Genomic DNA, 25,047 nt, shown 5'->3' with positions numbered 1-25,047 from the left:
GCGTGGCTGAATTATGCACGTAGTTGCGGCCACCCGGATCGCGGTCTGCTCTAACGGGCCGCGTCGACGGCGGTTCAGGATGCGAGGTCGAGGACGGCCCAGATCTGCCGGCCTTCGGGGGTGACTTCGGTGCCGCAGCTGGCCACGCCGAGTCCGCTCAGGTCGGCGAGGACCGACTCGTGCAGGACGGCGGGATCGGGCTGGTGGCTGAGGGCGATGATGAGAGCCTGGTGGTTCTGTTCGGCGAGGTGGAGGCTGATGTGGCGGCCGCCGTCGGCGACCACGGCGCTGATCAGATGCCGGACCACCTGCTCGAGGCTGCTGGGCTGGGCCAGTCCCCAAGCGGTGAGCCGCTCGGCCACATGCCTGACCGCCTGCTTGCCCGCCCAGGGCTGCGCCTCCAGGGACCAGGCTGCGCCCTGACGGTTCTTCATCAGCGTCCGGCCCCGGCCCGCCGGCACGCGCACGAGCTCGGCAGGCTCGTGTCGGTCCGGTACGGGCGGGGAGGGGGGCCGCTTCGGGGGCGGCGGGGTCTTCGGGGGGTAGTCCGGGCGCGGCTTGAGGGCGTCGCTGTCGGTCTGCGGCTGCTCCATGCCGGGCCTCCCGGGGTGCTGGGTGTGGGGCCGGTTCCTCATAGTAGAGGGGGAGTTGTGCACCTGAGACGGTTCTGTCGTATGTTTCCCCGGCCGGCGCGGCTTCCCGCCCGCGTCCAGTCACTTTCGCCGGGCGGGTAGCCGGGCAGGGGCCGGCGGCTCGTCGGGGGCGGGTTCTGGGTTGTGCTTCCACCAGTGCAGGATCCGGAACGCTCGTTCGCTGTTCTCTGCGGGCCCGTACAGGGCGGGTGAGGACCACCGTGGCGAAGAGGCCCAGGGCGACGGCAGCGACGACCGTCTGGAGGTTGGCGCCCACCGCGGGTTCCGCGGGCTGCTCCTAGGCGGTCTGGCGCTGAGGCACGTGCGGGTCCTTGTGGTCGGCGAGTGCGGGCATGCTACCCCCAGCCTGGGTGTCCCAGTAGCCGGTGTGGGCGAGGGTGTCGACGGTGACGGGCGGGTTGTGCTGGGCGAGGAGGGAGTGGGTGGCAGCCATCTGCTGGATGATCGTGTTGGGGTGGCCGGGGAAGCACTCGGCGCTGGCGATGGAGATCGAACTGATCGGCGCGTAAAGCCCGTCCTCGGCCCCTTGTGAGCGCTCGTTGGTGGGCTGGGGCCGTTCGTGGCTTGCGAGGGTGCGGTCTTGCGTACGCAGTCAGGGCAGACCATGGTCCCGCGCCGGGGCAAGCTGGCGCGGGGCGTTCGTGACGTCGCGGCTCGGCCGGGTTGTGACGGATGGGGGCCGGGATGCAGAGGTTTGACTGCTTGGAATGTCCTTCTTCACCGCCCTCTCCCCGAGCTATGCCTCGATGGACGAAGTCGCCCGGCCGGGTCGCACATCGGGGCGGCCTCATCAATCCCGGATGCCGGGTGCCCGGTCGCAGGTACGGCTTCCCCATGCCTTCGTGAGGTACCAGCTGATAGACAGCGTGGGCGCCTCACCGGTCTCACCTGCGCGGCGACGACCTGATCGACGAGGTGCTGATCACCCCCACGCGCTTTCGGCCGTGCGGACGACTCGGATCCGGCGTACGGTCCGATTGCTTCGCTGGACAAGACAGCGGGGCCTGCGGTTCCGTGCCTTCGCTTCGCACGCCGCACGGGACCGCACTCACCGCTGAAGGGCTGCTCCCGGCAGGGGACGCCCTGCTTGGTGCAGCACTTTGAGCACCGCCGGGCGCTTCACGAGGACTCGTCGTTTGGGAAATTTCTCCGTGACTACTGCCTGACCAAGGCGTTCACCACGCCATGCTCGGCATCGCCCGCCTCCACAACCTCACCCACACAGGATGAGCCGCAGTGTCCGATACGCGATCGGCGTGCCGTACATCATTTACAGGACAGTTCTCAGGACTGGAGCGCCGCGATCCCTTCGCCAGCCTCTGCTGCCTGCTCGGTGAGACCGAGCTCTTCAAACAGGCGCTGAGCGCGTCCGAAGTAGGCGACTGCCTGGTCCCTTTCGCCTGCGGCGGTGAGTGCTACGCCAATGCCGGACAGCGCTGTGGCTTGGAGTTCGGCGGCGTTCGCCCGTTCGCATGCCGCCTCCGCCTGCAGCAGATATTCGATCTGCTGTTGGGGGGTGAGGTCGTCCAGTTGGGCGCAGGTCATCAGGGTTGCTGCCTCGACGAGCGGATTCCCCGCGGCGAGGCTGGCCGTGAGGGCGCGTCGGCAGGCGACGCGTGACTCCTCGATCTTTCCCGATGCTTGCAGGGCGAAAGCCGTCGTGCAGAGGGCGCTTGCTTCGTCGGCGATGTTGCCGAGCCGGTGGAAAAGGGAGGCGGCCTCTTCCGCCGCCGCGCACGCTTCTGCGTAGTCCTCGAGATCCTGATGGGTCAGGGAGAGATTGTTTAGCGCAGCGGCTTGTTCGCGTAGGTCACCTGTGGCCCGCTGGATCGCGACGGCCTCCTGGTGGGCCCTCAACGCTTCGGCATGCCTCCCGGACTCCCGCAGGGCCAAGCCGAGCCCGTTGAGTACCTTGCCCCGCTCGTTGTCGTTGCCCAGCGAAGTGAACAGGTCGAGTGCCCGCTCGAAGGCGTGGAAGGCTTCCTCGTAGCGTGAGGCCTCGCTCAGCGCGATGCCGAGGTTGTTCCACGACCCGGCTTCGGCAGCAAGTGCTCCCGACTGATGGGCGATACGGCACGCGGTCGTCGTGACGGAGATCAGGTCGTCGTAGTACCCGCGCCAGGTGAAGTAGTCGTAGAGAACCACCGGAAGATTGACAGCGATGTGGTGGTGTCCGGCGTCCGCCGCAGCGGCCACGGACCCCGTCAGGTTGGCCCGTTCGTCGTCCAGCCAGGCAAGTGCCTCGTTCTGATCGGCGAAATCGCCAGGAGCAGGGGATGCTGCTTGCACGCGGAGGCGAGCACACGCAGAGACGGCGGTCGTCGCATAGTGCTCCAGCAGTTGATGGTGCCGGCGGGCCTGTTCGGCCGCAGCCTCCTGACCGCCGCCCTCGGCGGCGGTGTGCTGCAGCGGGTTCGAGACGCTGTGCGCGAGTTCGCTGGCGTAGTCGCGGACGAGGTCGTGCATCGACCAGCGCTGGTTCACGCAGTCGAGCAGGTGTGCCTGGACGAGATTCCGCAGGACGACCCGCACCGCCGGCAGCGGGAGGCCGGCGAGGACCGCCGCCGCGCCGAGCCCGATATCGGGGCCGGGGTTGAGCGCCATAAGGCGGAAGAGCGCGGCATGATCCGGGGGCAGCCGACGGTAGGAAAGATCGAAGGACGCGCGTACAGCCCGTTCGCCGTCGTCCAGGAAACTGAGTTTGGATTGGGCCGTCGACAGCTCCACGTTGAGCTCGGCGATTGTCTGGCAGGGATCCAGGATCAACAGGGCGGCGCTGATGTGCAGTGCCAACGGCAAGCAACCGCACAGACTCGCCAGTTCTTCGAGGGCCGTGCCAGCCTCGGTGGCGCGCCGGTCGGTGGGATCGGCCGTCAGCAGCGCATGACGAAGAAGCGCCACCGCCGCTTGAGGGCCGAGGACACCAAGGTCGAGGAGCCGCGCGTTCAAGGTCGCCAGGGTGTGCCGAGACGTGACCAGAAGCCGGTGCGCTCCGCCGCCGGGGAGCAGAAGACGAACCTGGTCGGCACTCGAGGCGTTGTCGGCCACGATCAGCAGGCGTCGCCCTTGGCCGGCCAAAGCGGCCAGCTCGGTCCGGTACAGCGCTGCACGCTCCTCAACTGCTTCAGGGACGGCGTCATGGGCGACACCGAGGGCCCTCAGGAACGCCTCCAGAGCCTGACCACCTTGAACCGGGTTCTCTTCGTACCCATGCAGGTCGATGAAGAGGCTGCCGTCGAAGTAGCCGGCATCAATCGCGGCATGTCCGGCCGTGAGCGCAAGTGCCGTCTTGCCCACGCCGGCGAGACCCCCGATCGACGCCACCAGCACGGGTGGAAAGGCATCCGGGTCAGGGACGGCGGCTGCCGGGCCGGATCCGGAGGAGTCCCGATCCGGCTGACGCGAGACGACGGGATGCAAGGCCGACAGGATGTGTGCAACTTCAGTCTCTCTGCCGCTCAGCATCGCGGGCGCCGCGGGAAGGGAAGCAAGCGCAGTGGGCAGCGGCGCCGGTTGGTGCATCACGACCGTTACGGGGCTGTAGTCGCCTGTGGTGGCTACGCCAATATCCCTTGAGGCCGCAACGGACCGGGTCCCGGAGGCGATCGCGGCACCGTCTGGTGTCCCAGGACCGTGGTCAGGGCGCGAGCTGTGCGAACCAGGTGCCGTTTCAGGCTTCTTTCCCCACAGGTTCATGCGTGCGCGTCGTCCCCGGTGATTGCCTCGCCGACTTCGCCGGCAGCTGCGATCCCGCGCTCACCGCTGGCCTGCGCCGACCCGGGAGCTCCCGCTGCCTGTGGCATCACAGGGCTGGCCGTGAGACGGGAACGATCGCCGGTAACGGCCCGTCCGATACTGCCGCCGGCCGCGACCGACCGTGTTCCCACCGCCGTCGCGGCGGGTGCGGCTGCGGAGGCGGCAGGCGGACGCAGGAAGGCGTATCCGCTCACCGCGGCGGCCGCCAAGCCGCCGACTGACCCTGCCACGGTCGCGATTTGGGCAGATGTATCGAGATCGGCGACCGTCGCGACGATGCCCAGCCCCAACGCTGCCAGACCCAGCAGCACCACCAACAGCCACACCACAACCCGTGCTAGTCCTGTCACATCTGCATTATCGCAAGGGGGGCTGACAGCCACGGCTTCATCGGGCTCGCCCCGGCCTAGGGAACCGCCGCCCGAGCCCGGGGCATCGTCACAAGACAGGTGGCCAGTGTTCGCCCCTCATGCGGTTCAGGGCGTTGGAGTTATCACCATGCGACAAACCCATCTGGCCATGCAGGGGGCGGTTAGACGAGCCGCTCGCCGTGGTGGGCAGCAGCTTCGCGGACGAGATAGGCGAATCGGGCACGGCCCTGCGTCTCACGCTGTTCGGCCCATGGTTGTTCCCCCCTCCTGGTCATCGCTGCTGGCTCCGTGCACTACGGCTCGGCCGCTCACCCCGGAGCCAGGCCGACGGGGGGCCAGCATTGGTTGAGGCAGCGTCCAAGCGCCCCGGCATGCTTTCCACCAGGGCCCTGCGCCGCATGGGTGTACCGACCCCAACTCTCCTACCACTTCGTTGGTTTGGCTGCGCTGCGCCTAGGGCATCACATGTGCTGTAAGCATCTACAGCACATTCGATGTGGGGAGTACAGCACACATGCATCGTCTTCAGCCGCTTGCAAACGGCCTGCACACCGACCACCCCGTCCCGGGTCTGCCCTTCGTCGACGACGGCCACATCTCGGTCGACGACCCCACCGCCGTCGAAGCCATCGGGCGCCACGAAGAGGGCGGCACCTGGGGCCGCTGGGACCGGATCTCAGAGTCGAAGGGATCCTGGATCGCCTTCACGACCGATCCCATCCGCCAGGACCTCGCCTGGGTCGTGCGCCACCATCCCGAACACGGCCGCACAGTTCTCCTGGTCCGAGACCAGGACGCCTCGCCGTGGCACAGCAGCTGGTGGGGACCCCAACTCCTCTTCCGGCAGGGCGGCTACTGGTGGGACGGCACCACCTGGTACCGGCCCGATCAGGTGTGGGACGCCGCCGGCGAGCGCTTCTACCGCCGGCCGGTCAAGGCCGCGACCACCATCACCGCCGCCGACCTCCTGGACGACAACGCCCACCCCGACGGCGGCCGCCTGCTGAAAATCGCCAACTTCGACCTGGAGACCCCGCCACCTGACCCATGGAACGACCACTTGGCCCTGTGGGCCGCGCGCCGGCCCGCTGACGCGCGCCCACTGTCGCAATGCGTGGTGCGTCTGTCAGCGCCCGAACTCGCCGCCGACCAGCTCATCGGCGTGCCGGAGATGGCAAAGATCGGCAACATCGCTGCCTCCACCCTGCGCGCCTACATCGCCCGCAACCAGCGCGACGTGCCACCGCCCCAAGCCACCATCAACGGCCGCAACCTCTGGGCGCGCCCGGTGGCCGAGGACTGGGCGGAGGAACGCGACCGCTCACCCGAGAGCGCGGCCGCCAAACTCAACTCCGGCGACGGTGACTTCTCCATCGGCCTGTCCGAGCTGCGACAGCGGCTGTCCCGCAGGTTCTTCGGCGCGCTGTGGGAACGACCCGACCGGCGCAAACGCTGGGCGTTGCGGTTCCGGACCGAGAACGCGGTGCACGAGATCGCTGACGAACTCGCCCTCACGGTGGCTGCCGACACCGGAGACATCATCGACACGCACGACCTGGCAGCCACCGTACGGCATGCCTTCCTCGACGAGTTCGCCTACGGCAAACACCTCGATGAAGCCACAGGCGACACCGGACCGACGACCTTCTACGGCATCACCACACCCGTGGCGCACATGCTCGACTGGCTCATCCGGCACCATCCCGTCACCGCCCACCACCTCATCAGCGAAATCATCGGCGACGCCGAGCGCCGCATGGACATCCCCCGCGAGGTCAGCGCCGAATCCATCCGCACCGCCCTCGGCCTGGACAGCAAACTCCCCCGCCAGGTCCGGCTCGACTTCCTCGAGCGCGCCCTCCCGCCCACCTCCCGCTGAGCGACGTCGACCCGGTCTGATCTGGTTGCTGTGGTCGGTCCTCAAGGCTCCCTGCAAGGACCGGCCATGAGCACCCGAAGGCGGTTTTCTTACACCGCTACGGCGAGCGGTCCGACAGAGCCCACCATCCTGTGGTGTGAGTGGGAGCAGAATGGCGGCGAGGCGTTCGCCAGGAGAGGAGGGCATATGGACGTGGGGGAGCGGTGGGCGTACCGGCTGGCGCCGCACCACGGACCCGTCGCAGAGGTCGAGGTCCTGAAGATGGGCACGCAACGCCCGGTGCGGGTCAAAGTCCGCTTCGTCGCGGAGGAAGCGGAGGGCCGGCAGGAGTGGGTGCCGCCGGCCCGGCTGCGCGTGGTCTGGCAGGACAAGGACGCCTGGCTGGCCCGCGAGGAGCGATGGAGCGAGCTGACGCGGGACAGCCCGGACGACGACAACACCACATTCCGGGCCGTCGTCATCCTGTTCGACGAGCATCTGTGGGAGGGGATGGTGTCCTTCGGCGTCAACTACCGTGACAGGGGCCTGCTGTACGTCGACGATGTACCCGCGCTGGCCGCCCTCCTCGACGTGCCCGAAAGCTTCTTCTGCAACGATCCACGGGCCTTCGCCGACAAAGACGGCGCGCTGACCGCGCCCTGGCCCACCACCGTTGAGGTGGCACGGCTCCTGGCCCGCACCCGGGCCGACCACCTGATGGCCGTCGTGGCCAAACACGAACGTCAGGCACGCCGGGACGCGATCTATGGCCGCTACTACCCCGGCCGTGGCAAGAATCCCGGCATCCACATCAGCGCTGAGATCTGCGCAGAGGTCGACCGCAGCAGCCAACCCGCCTACAACCTGCTGCGCCAGTGGTGCGGCGCGGACGTGGTCGAGAGCTTCGAAGAACTCAAGGCCCTGCGCGACGAGGTCCTTCGCATCGGCCAGCTTATGGAGCAGGCCATCGGCTGCCTTCGCCAAGCCGGACAGACCCGGGCAGCCGACCGCTTCGAGCGGGAACTCGGCATTCCCCTCGAGACGCTGCGCCAGGCCGAGCGCGCCGACTGACACTCCCGACCGACCGGGCACCGACGACAGGGAGATCCGTGTCCCGCACCAGGCTCAACGAGCGTCAACTCGACGTCCTGCGCGGCATCTGCCACGGTCAGACACCCATCACCTCCGACGACTCCGACCTCGCCACGACCATCCACGCCCTGCGCAATCGTGGCCTGGTCACCACGACCCGGGCCGACGGCCGCTGGAGCGCCACTCCAACCGAGGCTGGCCGCCAATACCTCGCCCACACCGACGCCACGACCGCCCCACGACCGAGCGCCCCGTCGACGGCACCCGAGGCGGCAGAACTGATCACCAGACTCCAGCAAGCCGGCGGCACCCTGCACATCGCCAATCCCACCCCGGACGAGCGGGCCCACTGGCGCCGCGCCCTGCACGCCGTACGCGCAGACGACCTGGTCCCCGACGGCCACCATCTCCAACACACCGGACGCGACAAAGGCGACCTGATCATCACCCTGCGCCCCGGGCCACCACCGCGACGCTCCACACCCCCAAGCGAGACTGTCCCCGTCCCCGACGACCTGCCCCCAGAAACCTTGCACCCCGCAGCCGCCGCAGCACACATCCCGGCCTGCCCCGCCTGCCAGCCCCGCGCCCGCCGCATCCTCCACGCCCTCTGCCACACAGCAGAAGCCAAGAACTACACCGTCGACAATCCCGAGGCCGGATCAGCAGCCAGCCTGGTGATCACCATCGGCGACAGCTCCTTCCCACTCACCTTCCACGAAGGTTCCTACGAAGTACCCGACCCCAGCGGCGCCAAGTACGCCTGGCAACGCGTAACCGCCCGCACCACACGCCCATCCCATCAACTCGAACTCAGCCTCGAGCACACCTACGCGCACCGAGGCCGACGCTCCCACTGGGGCGACCGGCAACGCTGGCGCCTGGAAGACAAACTCCCCGCCCTCTTTCGAGATATCGCCCACCGCGCACACACCGACTACGAACGACAGCAGGCCCTGCAGCGCAAAGAGGAAGAGACACGCCAACGCTGGCTGACCGCGATGCAGCAGGCGCGCACCGCCTTCTTGGAAGATCACCGGCTGAAAGCCCTGCACACACAGGTACAGGCCTGGCAGGAAGCCACCGCTATCCGCGCCTACTGCGACGCACTCGAAGATCAACACGCCATCCCGGAGGCGGCCAAAACCACTGCCTGGATCGCCTGGGCCCGGGCCTATGCCGACCGCATTGACCCAATACCCCGCAACCAAGGACTGCCGGAGCCTCCGGCGCCCACACCGGAAGACCTGCGCCCTTACCTGCATGGCTGGAGCCCGTACGAGCCCAAGCGGAAATGAGCTGGCTGGCTGACTTCGGCCGCCCGCCAGCGCCCGCACCACACCACCGACACCGACGGGACCCTCCTGGAAGCCAGGTGGGGCCAGTTCAACCCGTTCCTACCCGGGGCCAGATGAAGCCGTCCCAGCGGGGCCGAAGAGGACCGTCCTGGACAGGCCGGGGGTGGGGACGGTACCCGGGCCCGGGGCCGCGCGCTGCGCTGTCCCGGGCCCGGATGGTGTCAGGAGTCGCCTGGGGTGTCGGTGAGTTCGATGCAGGTGGCGGGGACTTTGGCGAGCCGGTAGCGCTTTTGGTGGTCGGGGATGGGGAACCGGGTGTTGCTGGGGTCGCGGCGTAGCTGTTCGGTGGAGGTCTCGTCGAGCAGGAAGTCGAAGCTGCTTTGCGTGCGGTTGGGCTGTTGGACGGTGCCCGTGAGCAGGCGCAGGCAGGCTGGGTGGATGGTGGTGGTGATCCCGCCGGTGCGGCCGGGGATGATGGCTGGGTGCTGGTTGGGGTCCCGCTGGAGCAGGCGGTGGGTGGCGGCTTCCTGGACGACAGCCACTGAGACGACGTCGGGCAGGTCGTCGATGAAGGCGTGGCTGTGTCGCTTTTTGCGGGAGTCGTTTCGGCGTGACTTCGGGGGCGTTTGGCGGCCAGCCGCGTGATCGATGTCGGCGACTTTTGATGTTACTTCAGTGCTGTGTGATGTCTGGCGGGCCGCGGTGTGCGAGTCCTGTGGCACTGCCAGGTTGTGGGCGCGGGCTGTTCCCGGTTCCCGCCCGAGCTGACTCGGGTGGGGATACCGGCCTTCGAATGTAACCGGCATGGTGAAATGATCAGGCGGTGACCGAACCCCGAGCGAGGCGATGACGGCCGCACGTTCCGGCGCGAGGCCGAGCGGGTTGTTAACGAGATCGCCCAGGCGCTGAGCCGCCAGGCGCGGAGGACGTCAAGCACTGCGGTATTTCTACCTCGGGCGGGGCTTCGCGATGGGAGCATCCTTCACCGTGGCCGGGACCGTGCTCTACCACCGGTGGAGCACCCGCCGCGCTGCTGCCGAGGCGATGACCGAGAGCGAGACGGAGCAGGCAGCAACGGAGCATCCGCCCGTACCCGGTGCCTCCCAGTAGCTCGGGTGCGCGCGGCCTCGGCGCATCACGTGACGTGAGGTCATCAGGCGCCGACGCTGGGAATCTGATCGACCGCCAGGTCCTCGCACAGACGAGGAAGCGGACCGGGTGCCGATAGAGGCCCTCATCGACGGACGTGTCGCCCTGGAATTCCGCCAGTAGTTTAGGTTGCACCGGCGAGTACTCCAGGTCGCCGCTGCAGCTCCACCAGGCGGATAGCTTGCACAGCCACGGATGGTCGGTGTCTGGCGCGTGGAGGCGCCCGGCGAGATCCCGGGGCGCAGGCGCAGGCAGGGGAGTGGTGCGGCGAGCAGCCACAGCCGGCCCGCGCCGTCATACCGGGCCAGCAGTAGCGACGAGGGCGACGACAAGCGGCCCGTCACCCCGGCGATGATGCCCTCGGCAGTCGTATGGGCACGCACCTTGATCCACGCCCTGCGGCCCGGCAGGTACCGCTGCTTGCTGCCCTTGACGACGACCCCCTCGATCCCGACGTCCCCCAGGCCGGATCGAGCCAAGTCGAGCGCGGTCGCTCGGTCCGTCGTCGCCGGGCACAGGGTGAATGGCGGCCCGAGGACGTCGCGGGCGAACAGGCCCTCAAGCACCGTACGACGCTCGTGGTACGGAGGGTGAAGCAGTTGCCCACTCGATGCCTCAAGGACGTCGAACACGACCAGGTAGGCCGGGATGCTCGGCAGCCGCCTGGACGGCACTGCGGCCGCGGGGCGCACACGGTTCTGCAGTGCCCCGAAGTGCAGCCGGCCCTCAGATGGGACGACCAGCTCGCCGTCCAAGCATGAGGGGCTCGGTGAGCGCGGATGCCGAGGCCGCGATATCGGGGAACGCCGGCGTCAGATCAGCACCGTGCCGGCGGACTGCACCGTGACCAGGCCGGCCGGGCGAAAAGGATGGCCCGGAACCCTCGCTTCCGCTCCGCCACCAAAGCTCCCGGCAGCGCCTCGCCCAGCGGCACACTCACCGCGCCTCGGCGAGCATCGGCTCAAGCAGCGGCGTCAACGTCACCCAGCCACATCTACGCGGAACCGCCCCATCCTGCCCGCTGAACCGCGACCACGGCAGGCGAACGGGTGATCACGACGCTGCTCTGAGGTGCGAAAGCGTCCACGCACAGCGCGTAGCTCGAAGGCTCACGCTGTCCGATCCGCTGTACGCACCGGAGCGGGCAGCGCCAAACTGGCACCGAAGCCGCTCCCCGGTCTCCAAGGATGAAGCGGGTTCATCGGGCGCGGAGGCGCCCACTCACTTCCGCCTACGCAGTCGCCCCGGCCTGGCTGGCATTCGCGTAATCCGGACGCCTGCACGCCAGGGCATGGTGAGGACCGGTGGCAGCCCTTGCCCGTCCCGTCACGTCTCGTCTGCTTCTTCTAGCAGAGCCTTCAGCCGCCGCTCGATGGCACTCTGCCGAGCCCTCTCGGCGGCATCAGGTTGTTGGTTCGCAAGAGCATGGCGCCAGGCGTACTGCGCAGCCACATCGTTCTGCAGGGCGTGCTCCAGCGCGTTCGATGGCGCGCCGAGCGTGTTGATGTACTCCATCAGCATCGAAACGGTGACCATCGGGGCTTTGGAGATCTCCAGCCGCTCGAACTCCTCCGGGTCGAGCGCGTGCGTGGGGTCGTGCCGAAGGACTGTGAGACGCGGATCGTCCGGGTCCGGCCTGAAGATCACGGATGTCGTCCAGGAACATCCAGCCGGCGCGAGGTGAGCAGTCGGTGAGTTGATGACGGCAGTGCCGCCGAGGTCCCAGCGGACAACCGCCGTGCACCACTCGTGCTCACCGATGCGGTATGTCCGCACATCCCGCACCGAGTGATAGTGAGCCTTGAGCGTCCACCAGGTGAGGGCTGTGCCGACCTCCAGTTCCTGGCCTGCGTAGCCGGTGAGGACGCTGCACTCGATCGGGCGGTCGTCGGCTGCGAGCCGCCTCTTCGCAGCCTTCTTGACCGACTTCAGAACGCCCGCGGAGCGGAGTGTCCTGTCGACCAGGTCCTCGTCTGTTTCGGCAGGCTCGGTGAAGCGGGTGATGACGTCGTCCATCTGCGTGAGATGCACGAATCGGTCCCCGAGGTCGGCCACGTCCGCGTCCATGGGCCACCTGTAGGTGGACCCGTCACCGAAGTCCCTGGTGTTCGAGCTAACGAAGAACACCGTCTCTCGCTGGTGTTCACGGGCGTACTCGATGGCGGACAGCCATATCGCAGCGTCCCGGGAGCCGACCTTCGTCGACTTCCCGCCGTCCGTCTCCTTGCAGGGCGGCAGGGCGTTGGCTTCCCGGAAGAGCGCCTCACGGAGTGCTCGTTCGCTGGTCGGCAGCATCTCGACGACGGTCAGGTACCGGTCGCGCCAGTGCTGGCGCAGCCGTTCCAGATTGCACGGCGGCAGAGTCGCCTGGAAGTCCCAGGGCGTCGCGTCTTCGAGGGTCGTTACCGCCTGGCTCGCAGCTTCGTACTTCTTCCGGTACGCCACCGCCTTCTGGGCGGCCAGCTCCTCGAGCACCATCCAGGGCGCGGCGACGCGTTCGACCCGAGATGTGCGGATGGTTCGCAGGAGGTCGGTGTTGCTGTCCTCCAAGGAGAGGCCGCGAAGAATGCACGAATCGAGAATGATCACCGTCTGTACTCCTGCTGTTGGACACGTAGGGGCAAGAGTGGCAGGAGCTGGTGCATCCGTGCACGGGAATACCGGTGAGTACGCTGCCGCGGTCAGGACCCGACTGCTCAGCGCCCTGGTGCCCGGTCTGCTGTACCCGGCAGGCCGGGCATCGGCACACTGGTTTGCGTGAAAATGCCCCGAGTCGAGTGCGAGACCTGTGGCCGGAGGATTCGCCGGGATAGTGACTGGACGGCCGAGGAGGGCCGTCTGTGGCGGCATGACCCACCGAGCAGCCAAGCGAGTTCAACGTCCTGGTGTCCTGCACGGGGTCGTTGGCGATCGTGGACCTCCCGTGACCGGCCAGCAGCTCGCCCTCCAGCTCGGTCTGGACGACGGCGCCGAGGAGGAGGCCGAGCGCGGCATCGACACTGGCTGCCCTCATCGACGGGCAGCCCGGATGCCCGTGCAGGTCCTGCGTCGTGCCGGGCACGCCGGCGTGGGACGACTGCGGCGGCGACTGCTCGGGCGGCACTCCGCCCGGGCAGCTCACGGTGAACTTCGTCAGCATGATCCCGAGCTCCAACTTCCCTGCCGATACTCGTGACGTCCTCGGCTCGACGAACCGCTCGCTGATCCGCCCCGCTGCCGAGTTCCTGATCACGCTTCTGCGCTGCGCCCCACCTCCGACGACCAGGGGTTGCCCTCCCACCTGCGAGGAGCTGGAGATGGCCGCGCGCATCCTGGCTATCGACGCCTCAACGATGGGGAACGCGCTCCAGTGCTGCTTCCCGGGCACGTCGCAGGCCCGGTGCGGGCGTTCACCAGGCCATGCTTGGCATCGCCCGGCTGCACAACATGGCCCTCACCGGATAACTGACACCCCATACGGGACAACCTCTAGGCGGCCATTGCGTCAGCACTGCCGAGGCGGTGAAGCAGGACGTGACGCCCTCGGAGACCAGGTGGTGAATCGCCCGGCGCAGTGGCTCGGGCATCGGGGTGGAGTTCATGGCCGCACGGTAGAGGTGCCGCGTCACCGGACACCGCAGTCGCGGCGCTCGCTCACCCGGTCGGCCCACGCTCGATACGACGAGCGCGCCACGCGGGCAGTGAGCTGAACCCCGTCGGCATCACACGCCAGAAAGCTTCGTGATGCTTATCACCAGCTCGGAGGCAGACGCGGACCCGGATCAAGCAGTGAAGCAAGACCCTGGCCTGCGGCTTTCCTCCAAGACCTGCGAGAGGGCAGACCTTGGAACAGAAGGTAACCCAACTTTCAGCAGTCGTTCCCCCGGGTCCCTTCTGAGGCCCCTATGGGTCCACCCTCTCCAGCAACTGACCTGCTGTGAAGGTGTGTTGAGCCCAGTACCTTGTCTCACCCAACGACCTGGAAGGGCGGGGAAGCTCGGTCAGAGCGGCCAAGCAACAGCCGTGCCTCCCCGCCACGTCACCAGGCCCGTTCCGGTACAACGACAAGGAGCCCAGCAAGGTGACCAACCTTGACATAGCTGATCGCAGAGAGAAACTCCAGCCCACGAGTGCCGCACTGGCATGGGCGCCGTACATCATCGCCGTCCTTGCACTGTGCGCGGCCGTCACCGTCGCAGCGGTCGGCGGTCCGACGCCGTTGGCCGTTGCACTTGCCGGAGCGGCGGTCATAGGCGGAGGGGTGCAGATCACTGTGAACATCCGCCGGTAACCCGCGTTCCTGAACGACGTTGTTGGACGTCGGTTATCTGGGGCGAGAGCGCCCGGAAGCCCCCGGTGCGCAGCTCAGAGCCTGGCCAATCGCCGGCCGCGGAACGGTGTTTCATGCCACGAGGCGGATGCCTGTTGGCTCAGAATCCGGAGCCTGCTCCGGCTGTTCGGTCTGGGGCGGTGCTGAATGACGATCTCTCGCAGAGACTGAGTCCATATATCGGTGTCTGTGAGGGTGCCTTACGCCCGCAGTAGAGTAGTCACAATGCGGGCAGCGCGTCCGTGGCGTCGTCGACGCCGAGGAGCAGGATGTGGTGGCCGACGGTTTCGGTGACGCCGTCGGTGACCCGCTCGATGTCGAGGCGCAGCCGGATGCGGCCGGCGCCTTCGCCGTTGGCCGCGAGGTCGTGTTCGAGTTTGTCGTCGAGGCGGTCCGCGGCGGCTTCGGCCGTGGCGTAGTCGGCGAGGTCGCGGGCGAGGAGCTGGCAGGTGGTGGTGTCGCGGAGCTGGTAGCTGGGCATCGGGGAGCGTCCTCAGGCTGGTTGGGTGGTCAGGCGGTGGGCTCGGCGATCCTGCGTGCCGCGTTCACCGCGCGGGACCAGACGTCGGGGCTTCCTCCGTGTGCGCGGGAGAGGGAGGCGGCGAGTCCTCGGATGTCGCCTTGTTCGCGCAGGGCGGCCAGGGCGATCTGCGCCCTCCGGTCGGCTTCGGAGCGGGCTGGCGAGGCTTCGGGGTGGTGTGCGAGGGCGTTGCGGACGACGTACTCCCAGGATCTTTGCGGGCCGCCGTATTGCACGCTGAGCTCCGCGGCCAGACCGGGGCGGTAGCCGTCGCGCTCGATCGCCTCGGCGGCGTACTGCTCGGCGAGCTGCGTGGCGGTGAGCCGCTCACCGCCGGCACGTGCACTCAGTTCGGCCGCGAGGGCCTCCTCGAGGGCGGAGGGCCGCCCGACGCGCGCCTCCGCCTGCGGCCCGGGACGGCGGCCAGCCTTGCCGAGCTTGTCCCCGGTGCGCTTGTTGTCAAAGTCCTGCAGGTCGCCGGCGCGGAAGCCGGGGATCATCCGGCCGGTCGGGCCCTCGACCTCGCCGACGGAGTCCGGGAAGTAGCCGGGGTTGTCCTTCACGTACTTGCGGATCGTCGAGGGCCCCTTGAAGCCCAGCAGCCGGGCGGCCTCGTTGATGGAGACGACGGACTCCGGGTGAAGCTTGTGCAGTTCGGGGTCGGCCTTGAGGACCTTGCTCTGCTTCTCGTTCTGGAACCAGGTGTAGAAGGCGCGGAACTGCTGCTCGTCGTAGAAGTCGGCGCCGTCGATGCGCTCCTTGTCCGGGTGGCGGTGCTCTTCGGGCTGCTCGAGTCGGATCTTGTACCAGCGGGCCGCGGTGCCGGCGCTGGCGCCGGTGAACTCGCGGATCCAGTCGCGGTTGACCACGGCACGGCCGCCGACGACTCGACGCTGAGGGTTCAGGGGGCTGGGCATTGCGTTCTCCGCTTCCGGCCGCGGTCCTATACTCGGGGCCTGCTCTTCTGTGTTCCTCCGGCGCTCACGCGCCGGCGGGCGAGTCGAGTTGGTGATGGTGGTCGGCGGGACGTTCGGCCGGGGTTGCCGCTCTGGGCCGACATCCTCGTGAGGGGGTGCCTTCCGCCGACCACCGCTTTGGCCGCACATATCGCATTATCAATAATGCGCTTTTGGTGGATTGGCTGTCAATCTCGCCGGCGCAGACCCCGTGACGAGTGCGCCGTCCAATGCCACTCGAAGTTGCGCACCTGCTGCCGGGGGAGGCATCAGCTCCTGCGTCGTCGGCTGCTCCGCCTTCCGGCGCCCCATCCGCGCCCATACCCGCCCGTAGGGTTCGCCCGGGGCGAGTGCCTGCAACACGGTGCGGGCCACCTCTGGTGTCCGTCGTCAGACGGGCTGCCATCACAGACTGCGACGCGGCGATCTGCCACAGCCGGTCCAGGCCGATCGGGCGGGCGCTGTGGGACGTTGTTGTGACGGCTGTGCCGTGGGCGCTGTCCCGCTTGCAGGCTGTACACGCCCGTCTCGATCCAGTTCGCCACGTCCATGCGTCCATTGACCGGCGGTCCGGTGAAGCGGTTGGTGCTACGCCAGAGCCTCGCCGAGATGGGCGCGGGGCCTGCCGTCCAGGTACTGGTGCAAGGCTTCGGCCCGCGACCGGATCAGCCCCTCGCGGTAGCTGGGCGGCAGCCGGTCGTAGACGTCCGCCGCCATCTCGGCGGCCGCAGTGGGGTCGCCGTCCAGGCGGAGGCAGGCCGCGGTGTCCATTGCCAGCAGTGCCCTGGTCATCACCGACGGGGAGTCGGTCAGGGCGAGCGCGTCTTCCTGCGCCTCGTAGGCGGCTGCCGTGTCGCCGAGGAGGGTGTACGCCTGGGACAGGTGCACGAAGTGCTTCTGCCCGGGGTAGCCGAACCAGGTGTCGGCGGCCTCCTGGCCGTCGAGCCGGTCGGCGAGGTGACGGGTGTCGGTGACGGCCCGCGTCGCGCCCTCGGTGTCGCCGATCGCCGCCAGCGAGCGGGCGGTGACCGCTGCTGCGAGTGCGGCCGCCGCAGTCGGCGTGGGCCCGGCCTCGCGGCGGGCCCGTGCGGCGATCCTGGCAGCGACTTCCGGGGCCCCGTAGTTGAGCGGCACCATCGCGTGCCGGGCCAGCACCCACGACGCCATACGCGGATCGCCGGACTCGCCGGCGGCCCGCTCGGCTGTGGAGAACCAGCCGAACGCCTCGCGCTGGTCGCCACGGTCGTGCTGGACGATCGCGACGAGCCCGGCGATCCCTGCCGTGGTGCGGGCCAGCTCCGCGCGGTGCTTCGCCGGATGCGGCCGGTTGAGGACCTGCCCGAGAAGCCCGAGGTCCTTGTGCATCTCGGCCAGCATCTGTGCGGGGGACCGGCCGTGGTAGCCGCCCCGGTTCCGCTCGAACACCGACGCCAGGTATTCCAGGTCGTCGGCGCCGCTGCCCTTGAGGCCGCCGTCGATGCCTTCCCGGGCCTGCGCGAGGCCGGGCAGCGCGGAGATTCCCGCTGCTGCTGCCGCTGCCTCTATGAATCGTCGTCGGTTCACGTCCGTTCTCTCCTTGCCCTGGCTACGCCGGTACTGCCGCGATGTGGTCACTGTCCTGCGCACGTCTTCGATGCTGAGCCCGTAGGCGGCGGCGATCGTCTCGTGCCAGGCCGGAACCGGCAGGCGCTTCTCCGTCTCCCACCGCTTGAGGTTCTTCGGGTCGAACCACTTGCCACCTTGCGCGGCCTCGATCAGCTGAGCCTGTTCCTCGCGGGTGCGGCCCGCAGTCTCGCGGATGCTTCGGAGTAACGCGCCGATCCCGTCCGGGCACAACATGGGCCGTTCCTCCCAGGGGAGTTGGTGTGGATTCCATCCTGGCCTCACAACCTGGCCCCCCGCCAAGGAAATGCACCCCTTCCGCCCCTCTTTCCCTGTGTGCCCCGGCCGTTCAATGGGCGAACGCCGCCCGGGCGCGGGGCTCTTCGGTCCAGCCCGTCAGGCCCGCGCGGCAGTGGCCTCGCCCACTTGTTGAAGGAGAGACATCATGCGCTTACGCCTCCCCGCCCGGCCGGCGCCGTCCTTGCCGCTCTCGCCCACACGCTCGGCCTCGTGGACGGCGTGATCGAACTGACCGCCCCGTGGCGGGACGACTGGTACGGAATGCCGTTGCGGTTCACCGCCGGCACTCCCACTGTGTGCCTTCCCCCGCTCGATGCGACGGAGGCCGTGCAGCTCCAGGCCGCCGCCAAACTCCGCACCGCGTACGACACCATCACCAAGGAGACCCAGCGCCCATGACAGCCCGCACTGCCACCCGCATCGCCACGTCCGACGGCCAGGCCGTCACCGTCACCAGCCACACGGCCGCGGTGACCGACTGGGCGGCCCGCTACTTCGGCTCGTGGTGGAACGCGGTCCCGTCGGAGCCGCCCGTCACCGGCCCGGTGGTGTCAGCCGACGTCGATCCCGGCGAACACGCGGCTCTTGCCGGAGCGGTTCTCGAGCGCGACCCGGGCGAGGCCGACTACGCGGGCTCGCCGATGCACTACAGCCGGAACGACGACGGCACGGTGACGGCCGTGCAGACCGCCGCCCAGCTCGCCTACCAGTGGAACCCCTCAATCCGCCGCATGCGAATCGCCGGTGTCGACGACACCGCCGTGGCGACCGCCGCCTCCCGGCTCGCCCGCGAGCTCGTACGCGGAATGCTCATCGTGGACGGCTGGCAGATCCTTCACGCCTCCGCCGTCACCCGCGACGACGGGGCGACGCTGCTGACCCTCGGCGACAAGGGCGCAGGCAAGACCACCACCGCGTTCCTCCTGGCTCGCGCCGGCTGGCGGCTCCTGGCCAACGACCGAGTCTTCGCCCGGGTAGTCGACGGCCAGGTGCGAGTGCTGCCGTGGCCATCGGCCGCCGCCTGCGGGTTCGGCCTCCTCGACGCCCTCGGCCTGTTCGAGCCCGTAGCCGACCGTCTGAGGACCGGACAGCTCATGCACCCCACCCAGGACCAGCGCGTCACGGACGCGCTCCTGGCGGGCCACCGAGAACCGCTGTGGAAGGCGAACGGCAAAGAGATGAAGCCGCAGTTCTTCCCCGACCAACTCGACTCGTGGCTCGGGATGACCCTCGCCACCGAGGGCACGGCCGCCGGACTGCTGTTCCCGCAGATCACCCCCGGCACCGAGCCCAGGCTGATCGGCGAGGCCCGCCAGCTCGGCGACGGCGACTTCTTCACCGCCGGCACCGAAGACCGCTACCCGGACGTGTTCGGCCTGCTGCCCCTAATCGGCCCGGTCCCAGGCCTGGCCGACCAGCTCGCCGCCCTGCCGCACCAGGCCCTCACCCTCACCCACGACACGGCCGCCAACGCGGCCCTGCTGGAGAAGACGGCCGCCCAGCTCCTTGCCTGACAGGAGCACCGGCCCCTCAAGGCCCGCCCCGAGCCGGGGAAGACCCGATCCGTTCCCCACGGTCCAAAGCCCCCGGCCCGGGGCGACACGCGCCGCCCGCCTTCCAACCATGCCTTCGCAGGCCCGAACCGTACGAACAGCCCCGGCCCGTTGGGCGGTCGCGGCCCTGCAGGTGGTGGGCGGTGGTGGTGCCGGAGAGGGGGGTGGGCGAGGCAGGTTGGAATGCGTGCGTGGCGCGGTCCAGCGAGGCAGTCGGTGCGGGTGTGCGGGTCGTGATGGTCAGCGGGTGATGACGGTTCGCGTGCGGTCGGCCTGGACGCGGATGGCGTCGGTGTGTGCGGCGGCGCGGATCTTGTCGGCCCAGTGGACGGCGCGCTGGGCGAGTTCGGCGAGGCGCATGAAGGCGGTGTCCTGGTGTCGGCGGGCATGGTCTTTCAGGGCCGCGTGTTCGGCGGTGAGTTCTTCGGCTGTGTATGCGGCGATGGCTTCAATCCCGTGGCGGCGGGTGATGCGCCCGAAGGGGCAGGCGCCTTCTTCCTGTTGGATGACGGCGAGGTGGGCGGTGGGCCAGCCGGTGGTCTGGTCGCGTGGGCCGAGCTGGATGTCGAGTACGCACTCTGCGTCCGGGTCGTGCAGGCCGTCAGCGCGGTAGCGGATGCGCGGCCGGGGCACGGGCCCGGTCTGGCGCTCGGTGTGGGCGCGCCACAGGTCGGGGGAGGGATCCTCCTCGTCCTGGTGGAGGCGGTGGAGGTAGGAGAGGAGGGCGGGCAGCTGCCAGGCGGGGGTGCCGAACGGTGCGGCCGGCATGGCGAGCCCGGTCCGGGCGATGAGGCCGGTGTGGTTGCTGATGGCGGCCTGGGCGACGAACAGGGGGGTGTGTAAGCGGAGTTCGGAGCGGAGCATGGCGAGACCTTCCGGGCGGGCAGCGCGCAGAGAGGGAAGGGCGCCCGGGCCGGACCTGTCGGGTCCGGCCCGGGCAGTAGGTCAGGACGCGTCCTCGGAGTCCTCGACGCTCACGGCATCCGGATCCTCCAGGGTGTCCTCGTCGGCTTGGTCGTCGGTGTCGGCCGGGTCCGGCTCGCCCTCTTGGTAGGGCTTGTCGTCGGTGATGGCCTGTTCGACGGTGGAGAGCGGGTAGCCGAGTTCGGCGAGGAAGGACAGCCACGTGCGGGCGTCCTCGCGGATCTCCTGCAGTTCGTACACGGCCGAGCGGGCGGCGTGGTCGGTGCGCCAGGTCCGCACCTCGCCCATCCGTTTCTCGAACGTCGCGGCCAGCACGGCGAAGTTGAGCAGGGTGAGCTTGGCCGGGGTCGCCGATTTGGCGCGTTCGGCGGGGTTGTCGTAGCCGGTCAGTTCCTTGACCAGGTCACGGCGGCCCGCGTCACCCACCCACTGGGCCACCGGCTTGGGGCAGGCAAGGAGCTGCTCGGTGACGAACGCGGCGAGCGGCTTGGGCGCGGTCTTGCGGCCGATCAGGTCCTTCAGCCACGCCTGCCGGGCCTTCTCGGCGGCGCGGTAGGCCTTGTTGCCCGCTTTGACGTACTCGCGGGACGGCTCCGACGGCGTGGTTGCCCCCGCCGCCTGCGGCTGCTCCTGGGCCTGGTCGCCGTCCGCCTCGGAGTCGTCGTCCTGGGGCGGGCGGTGGCCGAAGTGGTCCGGGTCGGTGCAGAAGTACTCGACCTCGCCCGGTTCGCGGGGGTTCTCGGCCCAGGTCGCCACGTGACCGGGGCAGGAGGCGTGGGCCTCGGTGGCCATGGGCTCGCCGTCCGGGCGGTGAAGCTCGCTGAGCGGCTCGGCGGTGGCCGGAAGGGTGTCGGCGTCCTCGGCCAGCCGCACCCCGGCCGCCTGCAGCTGCGGGCGGGTCTGCTCACGGGCGTGCTGCTCGGCGCGGTCGTCGCGCTCCCACTGCACCTGGAACTCGAAGCGGCCAGCACGGTAGGCCTCCAGCAGCCGGTCTACGGCGGCGGGGTCGTCGTCGAACTCGCCCAGCACGCCGAGCACTTCGAGGTCGAGGTCGTACGTGCCGGCCTTGGCGAGTGCGGAACGGGTCCGCTCGCCCACGGCCCTGGAGGTCTTGACCGCGCGGGAGACCTCGGTGCGGGAGCGGCCGGTGAGCTGGGCGACCCGCGCCTGCTTCATGCCCGCGCCCACCGCGCCGAACAGGGCGTCTGCTTGCTCCAGTTCGGTCAGGCCCCGGCGGTAGTCGTCGTCGTTCTCGATGAGCTGGTCGATGAAGTCCTCGCCTGCTTCGCGCAGGGAGGGGTCGAGTACGTACGCGGGGACCTCGATGGCGTCCTGCTCTTCCTGGGTCTGCTTGGTGGCCCGGGCGGCGAAGTAGCGTCGGTGGCCCATCTTGAGTTCGTAGGTGTCCTCGCCGAGCGGGAGGACCACGACGGGGACCTTCACGCCATTGGCTGCGACGGACTTGAGGAACTTATCGTCCAGGTTGAGGTCCTGGCGGACGTTGCTCTCGTTGACGCGGATCTGGCCGAGTTGCAGCGTGACCCGCTGCATCGGCGCCGTTGTTGTTGCGGTGTCGCTCACGGATTGCTCCTCGTGCGGGCGGTTGGTGTCGAGCAAGTTGCCGCTTGCTCTTAAGAATCAATTATACGCCCTTTTTTGGGTGATGGTCCTTACTCCTGGTTGGCGGCGGTGTGGTGCTGGCGGATTGCTTCCGCGATGGCCTCGGCGATCGCCTCGGTTCCCTCGGGCGTGTGCACCTTGCGGAACGAGGCGATTTCGCCGGCGGGGTTGAGGTTCGCCGACAGGCACAGTTCGTCGTGGTCGTCGACGTGGAGCGTGTAAGTGTCGGCGTCGGGGGCGTCCAGGCGGCCGTATGTCTCCCAGGGCCCGGAGTCGGCCTTCCAGCCGCCGCCGAGGATCTCGGCAACACGGGCGGCCACGCTGGCGGGGGTGGTCATGGGTGAGGGTCCTTCGGATCTGAGGGGCCCGGGGCTGGCGGGGTGATCAGTCCTCGTGGGGCTCCATGATGGTGATCACGGGCTCGCCCTGGTCGCCGGGACCGATCACGCAGACGAGCTGGACCGGGCGGGCCTGCTGCGTGCGCCCGTCGCGCGGAACCCGCCGCAGGCCGACGGTGACACGATCGCCGTCCCCGCCGCTGCGCCGGATCGCCACGCGACACATGGTCAGGACGTCCCACAGGCGGCCCTTCTCGTCCTGTGGCACCTGCCGCTCGCTGTCGCCTTCGTGCCAGGCGACGCAGCCTTCCCACACGGCGCTGGTCAGGGCGACCGGCACGCGGAAGCCGGCCTCCCGGGCCACGTCGGCTTCGACGGCGACCAAGACGCCGTCGGCCAAGGCCTGGGCGCGGGTGTAGGCGTGGATGATCTCGCCCTGGTCGGCGAGGGGGACCGACCGCATGGCGTCGTTGCCGACGGTGGGGTCCTCGACGACGGCTGCCTCGTGCGGGACGGGGTCGATGCGGGACAGCACGCCGTCACTTCCTGCGTGGCCCGTTCCGGGGGAATCGGGACGGGTCTCGTGCGGCTCACTGGGGGAGTTGCGGCCGGGATCGGCGGGTCCCGCTCCTCCTCCGTCAATACCCGGTCGCTGGTGACCAGGTCGTGCGCGGTTGTGCTGCTTGGTCTGATCCTTGCTCAGTTTTCCGGCCATGATCTTGTCGCCTCTCGGGTGGTGTTGTGCGCCGGTCCGGGGCTCCGAACCGACGGTGGGTGCTGGGATGGGGCCCGCGGCTTACCTGGCGCGGGCGGTGCGGAGGTCGGCGACCAGGGCGGTTGCGTTGTCGGAGTACGTCCCGGCGTGGGCGATCGCGGACTCGGTGATGTGGCGCGCGGCGTGGGCAGGGGTGCCGGTGAGGTAGTCGGCGATGTTGCGGGCCGAGTCCTCCAGGGGCTCGTACGCGCCGTCGCTGGCCAGCAGGAGACGGCAGTTTTCCGCGTCACGGGTGACGGACTCGATCGCGAGGTGGCCGTACCGGGCCTGCCTCTGCTCGTCGGTTTCCGTCGAGCCCAGGCAGGAGGTGACGCGGTTGCGGTTGCCTTGAAACACGCGGCGAAGGTTGTGATCTTCGGTGAGACGCTGGACGGCGCCGCGCGGGTTGAGGACGTAGGCGCGGGCGTCCCCGCACCAGGCGAGGGTGAGCGGCTTGCCGGGGGCGGTGACGGCCACGACGGCGCACGCGGCGGGCAGGTTGTAGCGGGTGTACTCGTCCTGCCGCTCCGGCTCGGCGGCGTAGACCTCGTAGACGACCCGCAGGCCGGCCTCGGCGTCAGCACGCAGGGCGGCAGCGTAGGCGAGACGGCGGGCGGCGGTGCGGGTCCAGGCGCGTACCTCGTCGCTGGAGCCGATGCCGTCGCACAGGACGAACGCCCGTGCGCCGTTGTGGGTGTAGGTGGCGGTGGCGTCGCACTGGTGCGAGCGGTCGCCGGTGAGCTGGAAAGCAGCGTGGGTGCGCATGAGGACTCCCAGGGAGGAAGGCCGGGCCGGGCGCCGCGGGCGCCCGGCCGTACCGTGGTCAGGCGGTGAGGGTCGGTTCGGGCTGCGCCGTCTTCACGGTCAGGTTGATGGCGCACAGTCCGGCGGCGACGGCGGCCACGAACCCGGTGTCGTGCCGAGGGCGTACCAGTACTGGTTCTTGCGGTGCCACTTGAAGCCGTGAGCCTTCAGCACGGCGGCGGCGCCGTCGCCCAGGCGCGTACCGGTGACCGTCGTCCCGTCTTCGTGCGTGTGCTTGAGAGCGAGTCCCTCCGTGCCGTCCTCGCCATCCTCCTGGGCCTTCGCCGGACGGGCGGCTTGGGCGGAGGCCTGCTCCTTGGAGGCGGCCCAGCGCCGGGGGAGGACGACGTCATGGGCGATCTGCCACACCTGCTGCGGGGCCCAGTTCTCCTGGATGACGTGGCCGTCGATGACGCACGCGGCGAGCATGCCGCCGGTGGGGGGCTCGGCGCCCTCGTGGGCCTCGGACCACAGCTCGGCGGCGGCCTTGAGTGCGTCGTCTGAGATGTGCTGGTGGGTGTTGATGCCGTCGACCAGCGGCTTGCCGGTGACCTTCCGGCCGTTGACGGTGACGGTGACCGTGTTGTCGGTGGACTCGTAGCGGTCCTCCATGCCGTTGAACTGCGAGCCCTGCAAGGGGCGGGTGAGCTCTTCGACGTCGGCCGGGCAGGGGCCGTCGGTCCAGTGGACGGAGATCCACGCGGAGGCGGTACCGGTGCCCCTGCGCACGCTGAACTTCACGCCGGGGAACACGCTCTTCAGGCGGTTCCGGAGCTCGGCGGCCACCTGCTTGGTGTCGATGTAGTCCATGCCGTGTCCTTCTGATGCGAGTTGGTTGGTGGCGGGCGAGTTGCCGCTCGCCCAGAAATTAATAATACGCTCTCGCGGGGTGTTCAACGCTTCTGCCACATCAGCCGTCACTGAAGACGCAGTCACCGTTGACGTTGATCGTGATTGGGATCGTTCCGTCTGGGCTGATCAGATCGGCGGGTACCTCGCCGGTGTCCAGGTGCACGGACACCACCAGGCCTCCACCACGTTCCCAGTAGGCGTAGACCTGAGTCCCGCCGGTCTCCAGGCACGGCAACGTCCCACACTGCTTACGGTGCTGGCGCAGAAACCGCGCGCGTCGGTTCAGGGCGGTCGCCCGGCGCTGGCTCATCCGCATAACTGTGTCTCCTCCAGGGGCG

Annotated in this window: 23 protein-coding genes and 1 pseudogene; 7 read left to right on the top strand and 17 right to left on the bottom strand. The window is 69.1% G+C overall.

The window, feature by feature from the left end; all coding sequences use genetic code 11:
• Positions 1–74 precede the first annotated feature (74 nt).
• The 4 genes from RKD23_RS39455 to RKD23_RS39440 all read right to left on the bottom strand — a co-directional run bounded on the left by RKD23_RS39455 (position 75) and on the right by RKD23_RS39440 (position 4,723).
• Positions 75–593 (bottom strand): hypothetical protein, encoded by a 519-nt coding sequence (locus RKD23_RS39455; RefSeq protein WP_424858470.1) that lies wholly within the window; start codon positions 591–593, stop codon positions 75–77.
• Positions 594–930: 337 nt separating this feature from the next.
• On the bottom strand, positions 931–1,086 hold the full coding sequence (locus tag RKD23_RS39450; RefSeq protein ID WP_424858469.1) for a hypothetical protein: 156 nt from the start codon (positions 1,084–1,086) through the stop codon (positions 931–933).
• A gap of 851 nt (positions 1,087–1,937) precedes the next feature.
• Positions 1,938–4,073, bottom strand: a complete 2,136-nt coding sequence (locus RKD23_RS39445; protein ID WP_424858468.1) for a tetratricopeptide repeat protein — start codon at positions 4,071–4,073, stop codon at positions 1,938–1,940.
• 272 nt (positions 4,074–4,345) lie between these two features.
• On the bottom strand, positions 4,346–4,723 hold the full coding sequence (locus tag RKD23_RS39440; protein WP_424858541.1) for a hypothetical protein: 378 nt from the start codon (positions 4,721–4,723) through the stop codon (positions 4,346–4,348).
• Between the two features lie 571 nt (positions 4,724–5,294).
• Here RKD23_RS39440 and RKD23_RS39435 point away from each other — a divergent pair.
• From RKD23_RS39435 to RKD23_RS39425, 3 genes are all read left to right on the top strand, one after another.
• Entirely contained in the window at positions 5,295–6,659 is a 1,365-nt protein-coding gene (locus RKD23_RS39435) for a hypothetical protein (protein WP_424858467.1), read from the top strand.
• Positions 6,660–6,845: 186 nt separating this feature from the next.
• On the top strand, positions 6,846–7,709 hold the full coding sequence (locus tag RKD23_RS39430; protein ID WP_424858466.1) for a hypothetical protein: 864 nt from the start codon (positions 6,846–6,848) through the stop codon (positions 7,707–7,709).
• A gap of 38 nt (positions 7,710–7,747) precedes the next feature.
• A complete protein-coding gene (locus tag RKD23_RS39425; RefSeq protein WP_424858465.1) occupies positions 7,748–9,028 on the top strand; it encodes a hypothetical protein in 1,281 nt (426 codons plus the stop codon).
• 221 nt (positions 9,029–9,249) lie between these two features.
• On the opposite strand, the gene RKD23_RS39420 is transcribed toward RKD23_RS39425, so the two are convergent.
• Positions 9,250–9,750: a hypothetical protein gene (locus RKD23_RS39420; protein WP_424858464.1), complete on the bottom strand. Its 501-nt coding sequence runs from the start codon at positions 9,748–9,750 to the stop codon at positions 9,250–9,252.
• Positions 9,751–9,997: 247 nt separating this feature from the next.
• Between RKD23_RS39420 and RKD23_RS39415 the strand changes: the two genes are divergently transcribed.
• The gene (locus tag RKD23_RS39415; RefSeq protein ID WP_424858547.1) at positions 9,998–10,138 is read left to right on the top strand and encodes a hypothetical protein; all 141 of its coding nucleotides are present in this window, start codon (positions 9,998–10,000) and stop codon (positions 10,136–10,138) included.
• 479 nt (positions 10,139–10,617) lie between these two features.
• On the opposite strand, the pseudogene RKD23_RS39410 reads toward RKD23_RS39415, so the two are convergent.
• Both RKD23_RS39410 and RKD23_RS39405 read right to left on the bottom strand, forming a co-directional pair.
• Positions 10,618–10,932 (bottom strand): annotated as a pseudogene (locus RKD23_RS39410) (ATP-dependent DNA ligase); the annotation flags it as partial.
• A gap of 571 nt (positions 10,933–11,503) precedes the next feature.
• Positions 11,504–12,766: a PIN domain-containing protein gene (locus tag RKD23_RS39405; RefSeq protein ID WP_424858463.1), complete on the bottom strand. Its 1,263-nt coding sequence runs from the start codon at positions 12,764–12,766 to the stop codon at positions 11,504–11,506.
• Between the two features lie 1,471 nt (positions 12,767–14,237).
• Between RKD23_RS39405 and RKD23_RS39400 the strand changes: the two genes are divergently transcribed.
• A complete protein-coding gene (locus RKD23_RS39400; protein WP_424858462.1) occupies positions 14,238–14,447 on the top strand; it encodes a hypothetical protein in 210 nt (69 codons plus the stop codon).
• Between the two features lie 259 nt (positions 14,448–14,706).
• On the opposite strand, the gene RKD23_RS39395 is transcribed toward RKD23_RS39400, so the two are convergent.
• The 3 genes from RKD23_RS39395 to RKD23_RS39385 all read right to left on the bottom strand — a co-directional run bounded on the left by RKD23_RS39395 (position 14,707) and on the right by RKD23_RS39385 (position 17,801).
• Positions 14,707–14,967 carry a hypothetical protein gene (locus RKD23_RS39395; protein ID WP_424858461.1) on the bottom strand — a complete coding sequence of 87 codons (261 nt, stop codon included), beginning with the start codon at positions 14,965–14,967 and terminating at the stop codon, positions 14,707–14,709.
• Between the two features lie 29 nt (positions 14,968–14,996).
• Positions 14,997–15,923, bottom strand: a complete 927-nt coding sequence (locus tag RKD23_RS39390) for a hypothetical protein (RefSeq protein WP_424858460.1) — start codon at positions 15,921–15,923, stop codon at positions 14,997–14,999.
• Between the two features lie 627 nt (positions 15,924–16,550).
• Complete coding sequence (locus RKD23_RS39385) at positions 16,551–17,801, bottom strand: helix-turn-helix domain-containing protein (protein WP_424858459.1); 1,251 nt, start codon at positions 17,799–17,801, stop codon at positions 16,551–16,553.
• A 273-nt stretch (positions 17,802–18,074) separates the two neighbouring features.
• Here RKD23_RS39385 and RKD23_RS39380 point away from each other — a divergent pair, with 273 nt between their 5' ends.
• Entirely contained in the window at positions 18,075–18,263 is a 189-nt protein-coding gene (locus tag RKD23_RS39380; RefSeq protein ID WP_424858458.1) for a hypothetical protein, read from the top strand.
• Positions 18,260–19,378, top strand: coding sequence for a hypothetical protein (locus RKD23_RS39375; protein WP_424858457.1), 1,119 nt, complete (start codon positions 18,260–18,262; stop codon positions 19,376–19,378). Before RKD23_RS39380 ends, RKD23_RS39375 begins: the two co-directional genes overlap by 4 nt.
• 279 nt (positions 19,379–19,657) lie before the next feature.
• Here the strand turns inward: RKD23_RS39375 and RKD23_RS39370 are convergent, their stop codons facing one another.
• From RKD23_RS39370 to RKD23_RS39340, 7 genes are all read right to left on the bottom strand, one after another.
• Positions 19,658–20,281, bottom strand: a complete 624-nt coding sequence (locus RKD23_RS39370) for a hypothetical protein (RefSeq protein WP_424858456.1) — start codon at positions 20,279–20,281, stop codon at positions 19,658–19,660.
• An 81-nt stretch (positions 20,282–20,362) separates the two neighbouring features.
• Positions 20,363–21,922: a ParB/RepB/Spo0J family partition protein gene (locus RKD23_RS39365; RefSeq protein WP_424858455.1), complete on the bottom strand. Its 1,560-nt coding sequence runs from the start codon at positions 21,920–21,922 to the stop codon at positions 20,363–20,365.
• An 89-nt stretch (positions 21,923–22,011) separates the two neighbouring features.
• Complete coding sequence (locus tag RKD23_RS39360) at positions 22,012–22,299, bottom strand: hypothetical protein (RefSeq protein WP_424858454.1); 288 nt, start codon at positions 22,297–22,299, stop codon at positions 22,012–22,014.
• 46 nt (positions 22,300–22,345) lie between these two features.
• On the bottom strand, positions 22,346–22,834 hold the full coding sequence (locus tag RKD23_RS39355) for a DUF6573 family protein (protein ID WP_424858453.1): 489 nt from the start codon (positions 22,832–22,834) through the stop codon (positions 22,346–22,348).
• 261 nt (positions 22,835–23,095) lie between these two features.
• On the bottom strand, positions 23,096–23,818 hold the full coding sequence (locus RKD23_RS39350) for a PP2C family protein-serine/threonine phosphatase (RefSeq protein WP_424858452.1): 723 nt from the start codon (positions 23,816–23,818) through the stop codon (positions 23,096–23,098).
• A 99-nt stretch (positions 23,819–23,917) separates the two neighbouring features.
• Positions 23,918–24,667 (bottom strand): LPD29 domain-containing protein, encoded by a 750-nt coding sequence (locus tag RKD23_RS39345; RefSeq protein WP_424858451.1) that lies wholly within the window; start codon positions 24,665–24,667, stop codon positions 23,918–23,920.
• A gap of 100 nt (positions 24,668–24,767) precedes the next feature.
• A partial coding sequence (locus tag RKD23_RS39340) for a hypothetical protein (protein ID WP_424858450.1) occupies positions 24,768–25,047 on the bottom strand: 280 nt, incomplete at its 5' end.

The sequence above is a fragment of the Streptomyces sp. SAI-170 genome, assembly GCF_049739565.1.
In the GTDB taxonomy this organism is placed as follows: Bacteria; Actinomycetota; Actinomycetes; order Streptomycetales; family Streptomycetaceae; genus Streptomyces.
This window is presented reverse-complemented; position numbering and strand designations above follow the sequence as displayed.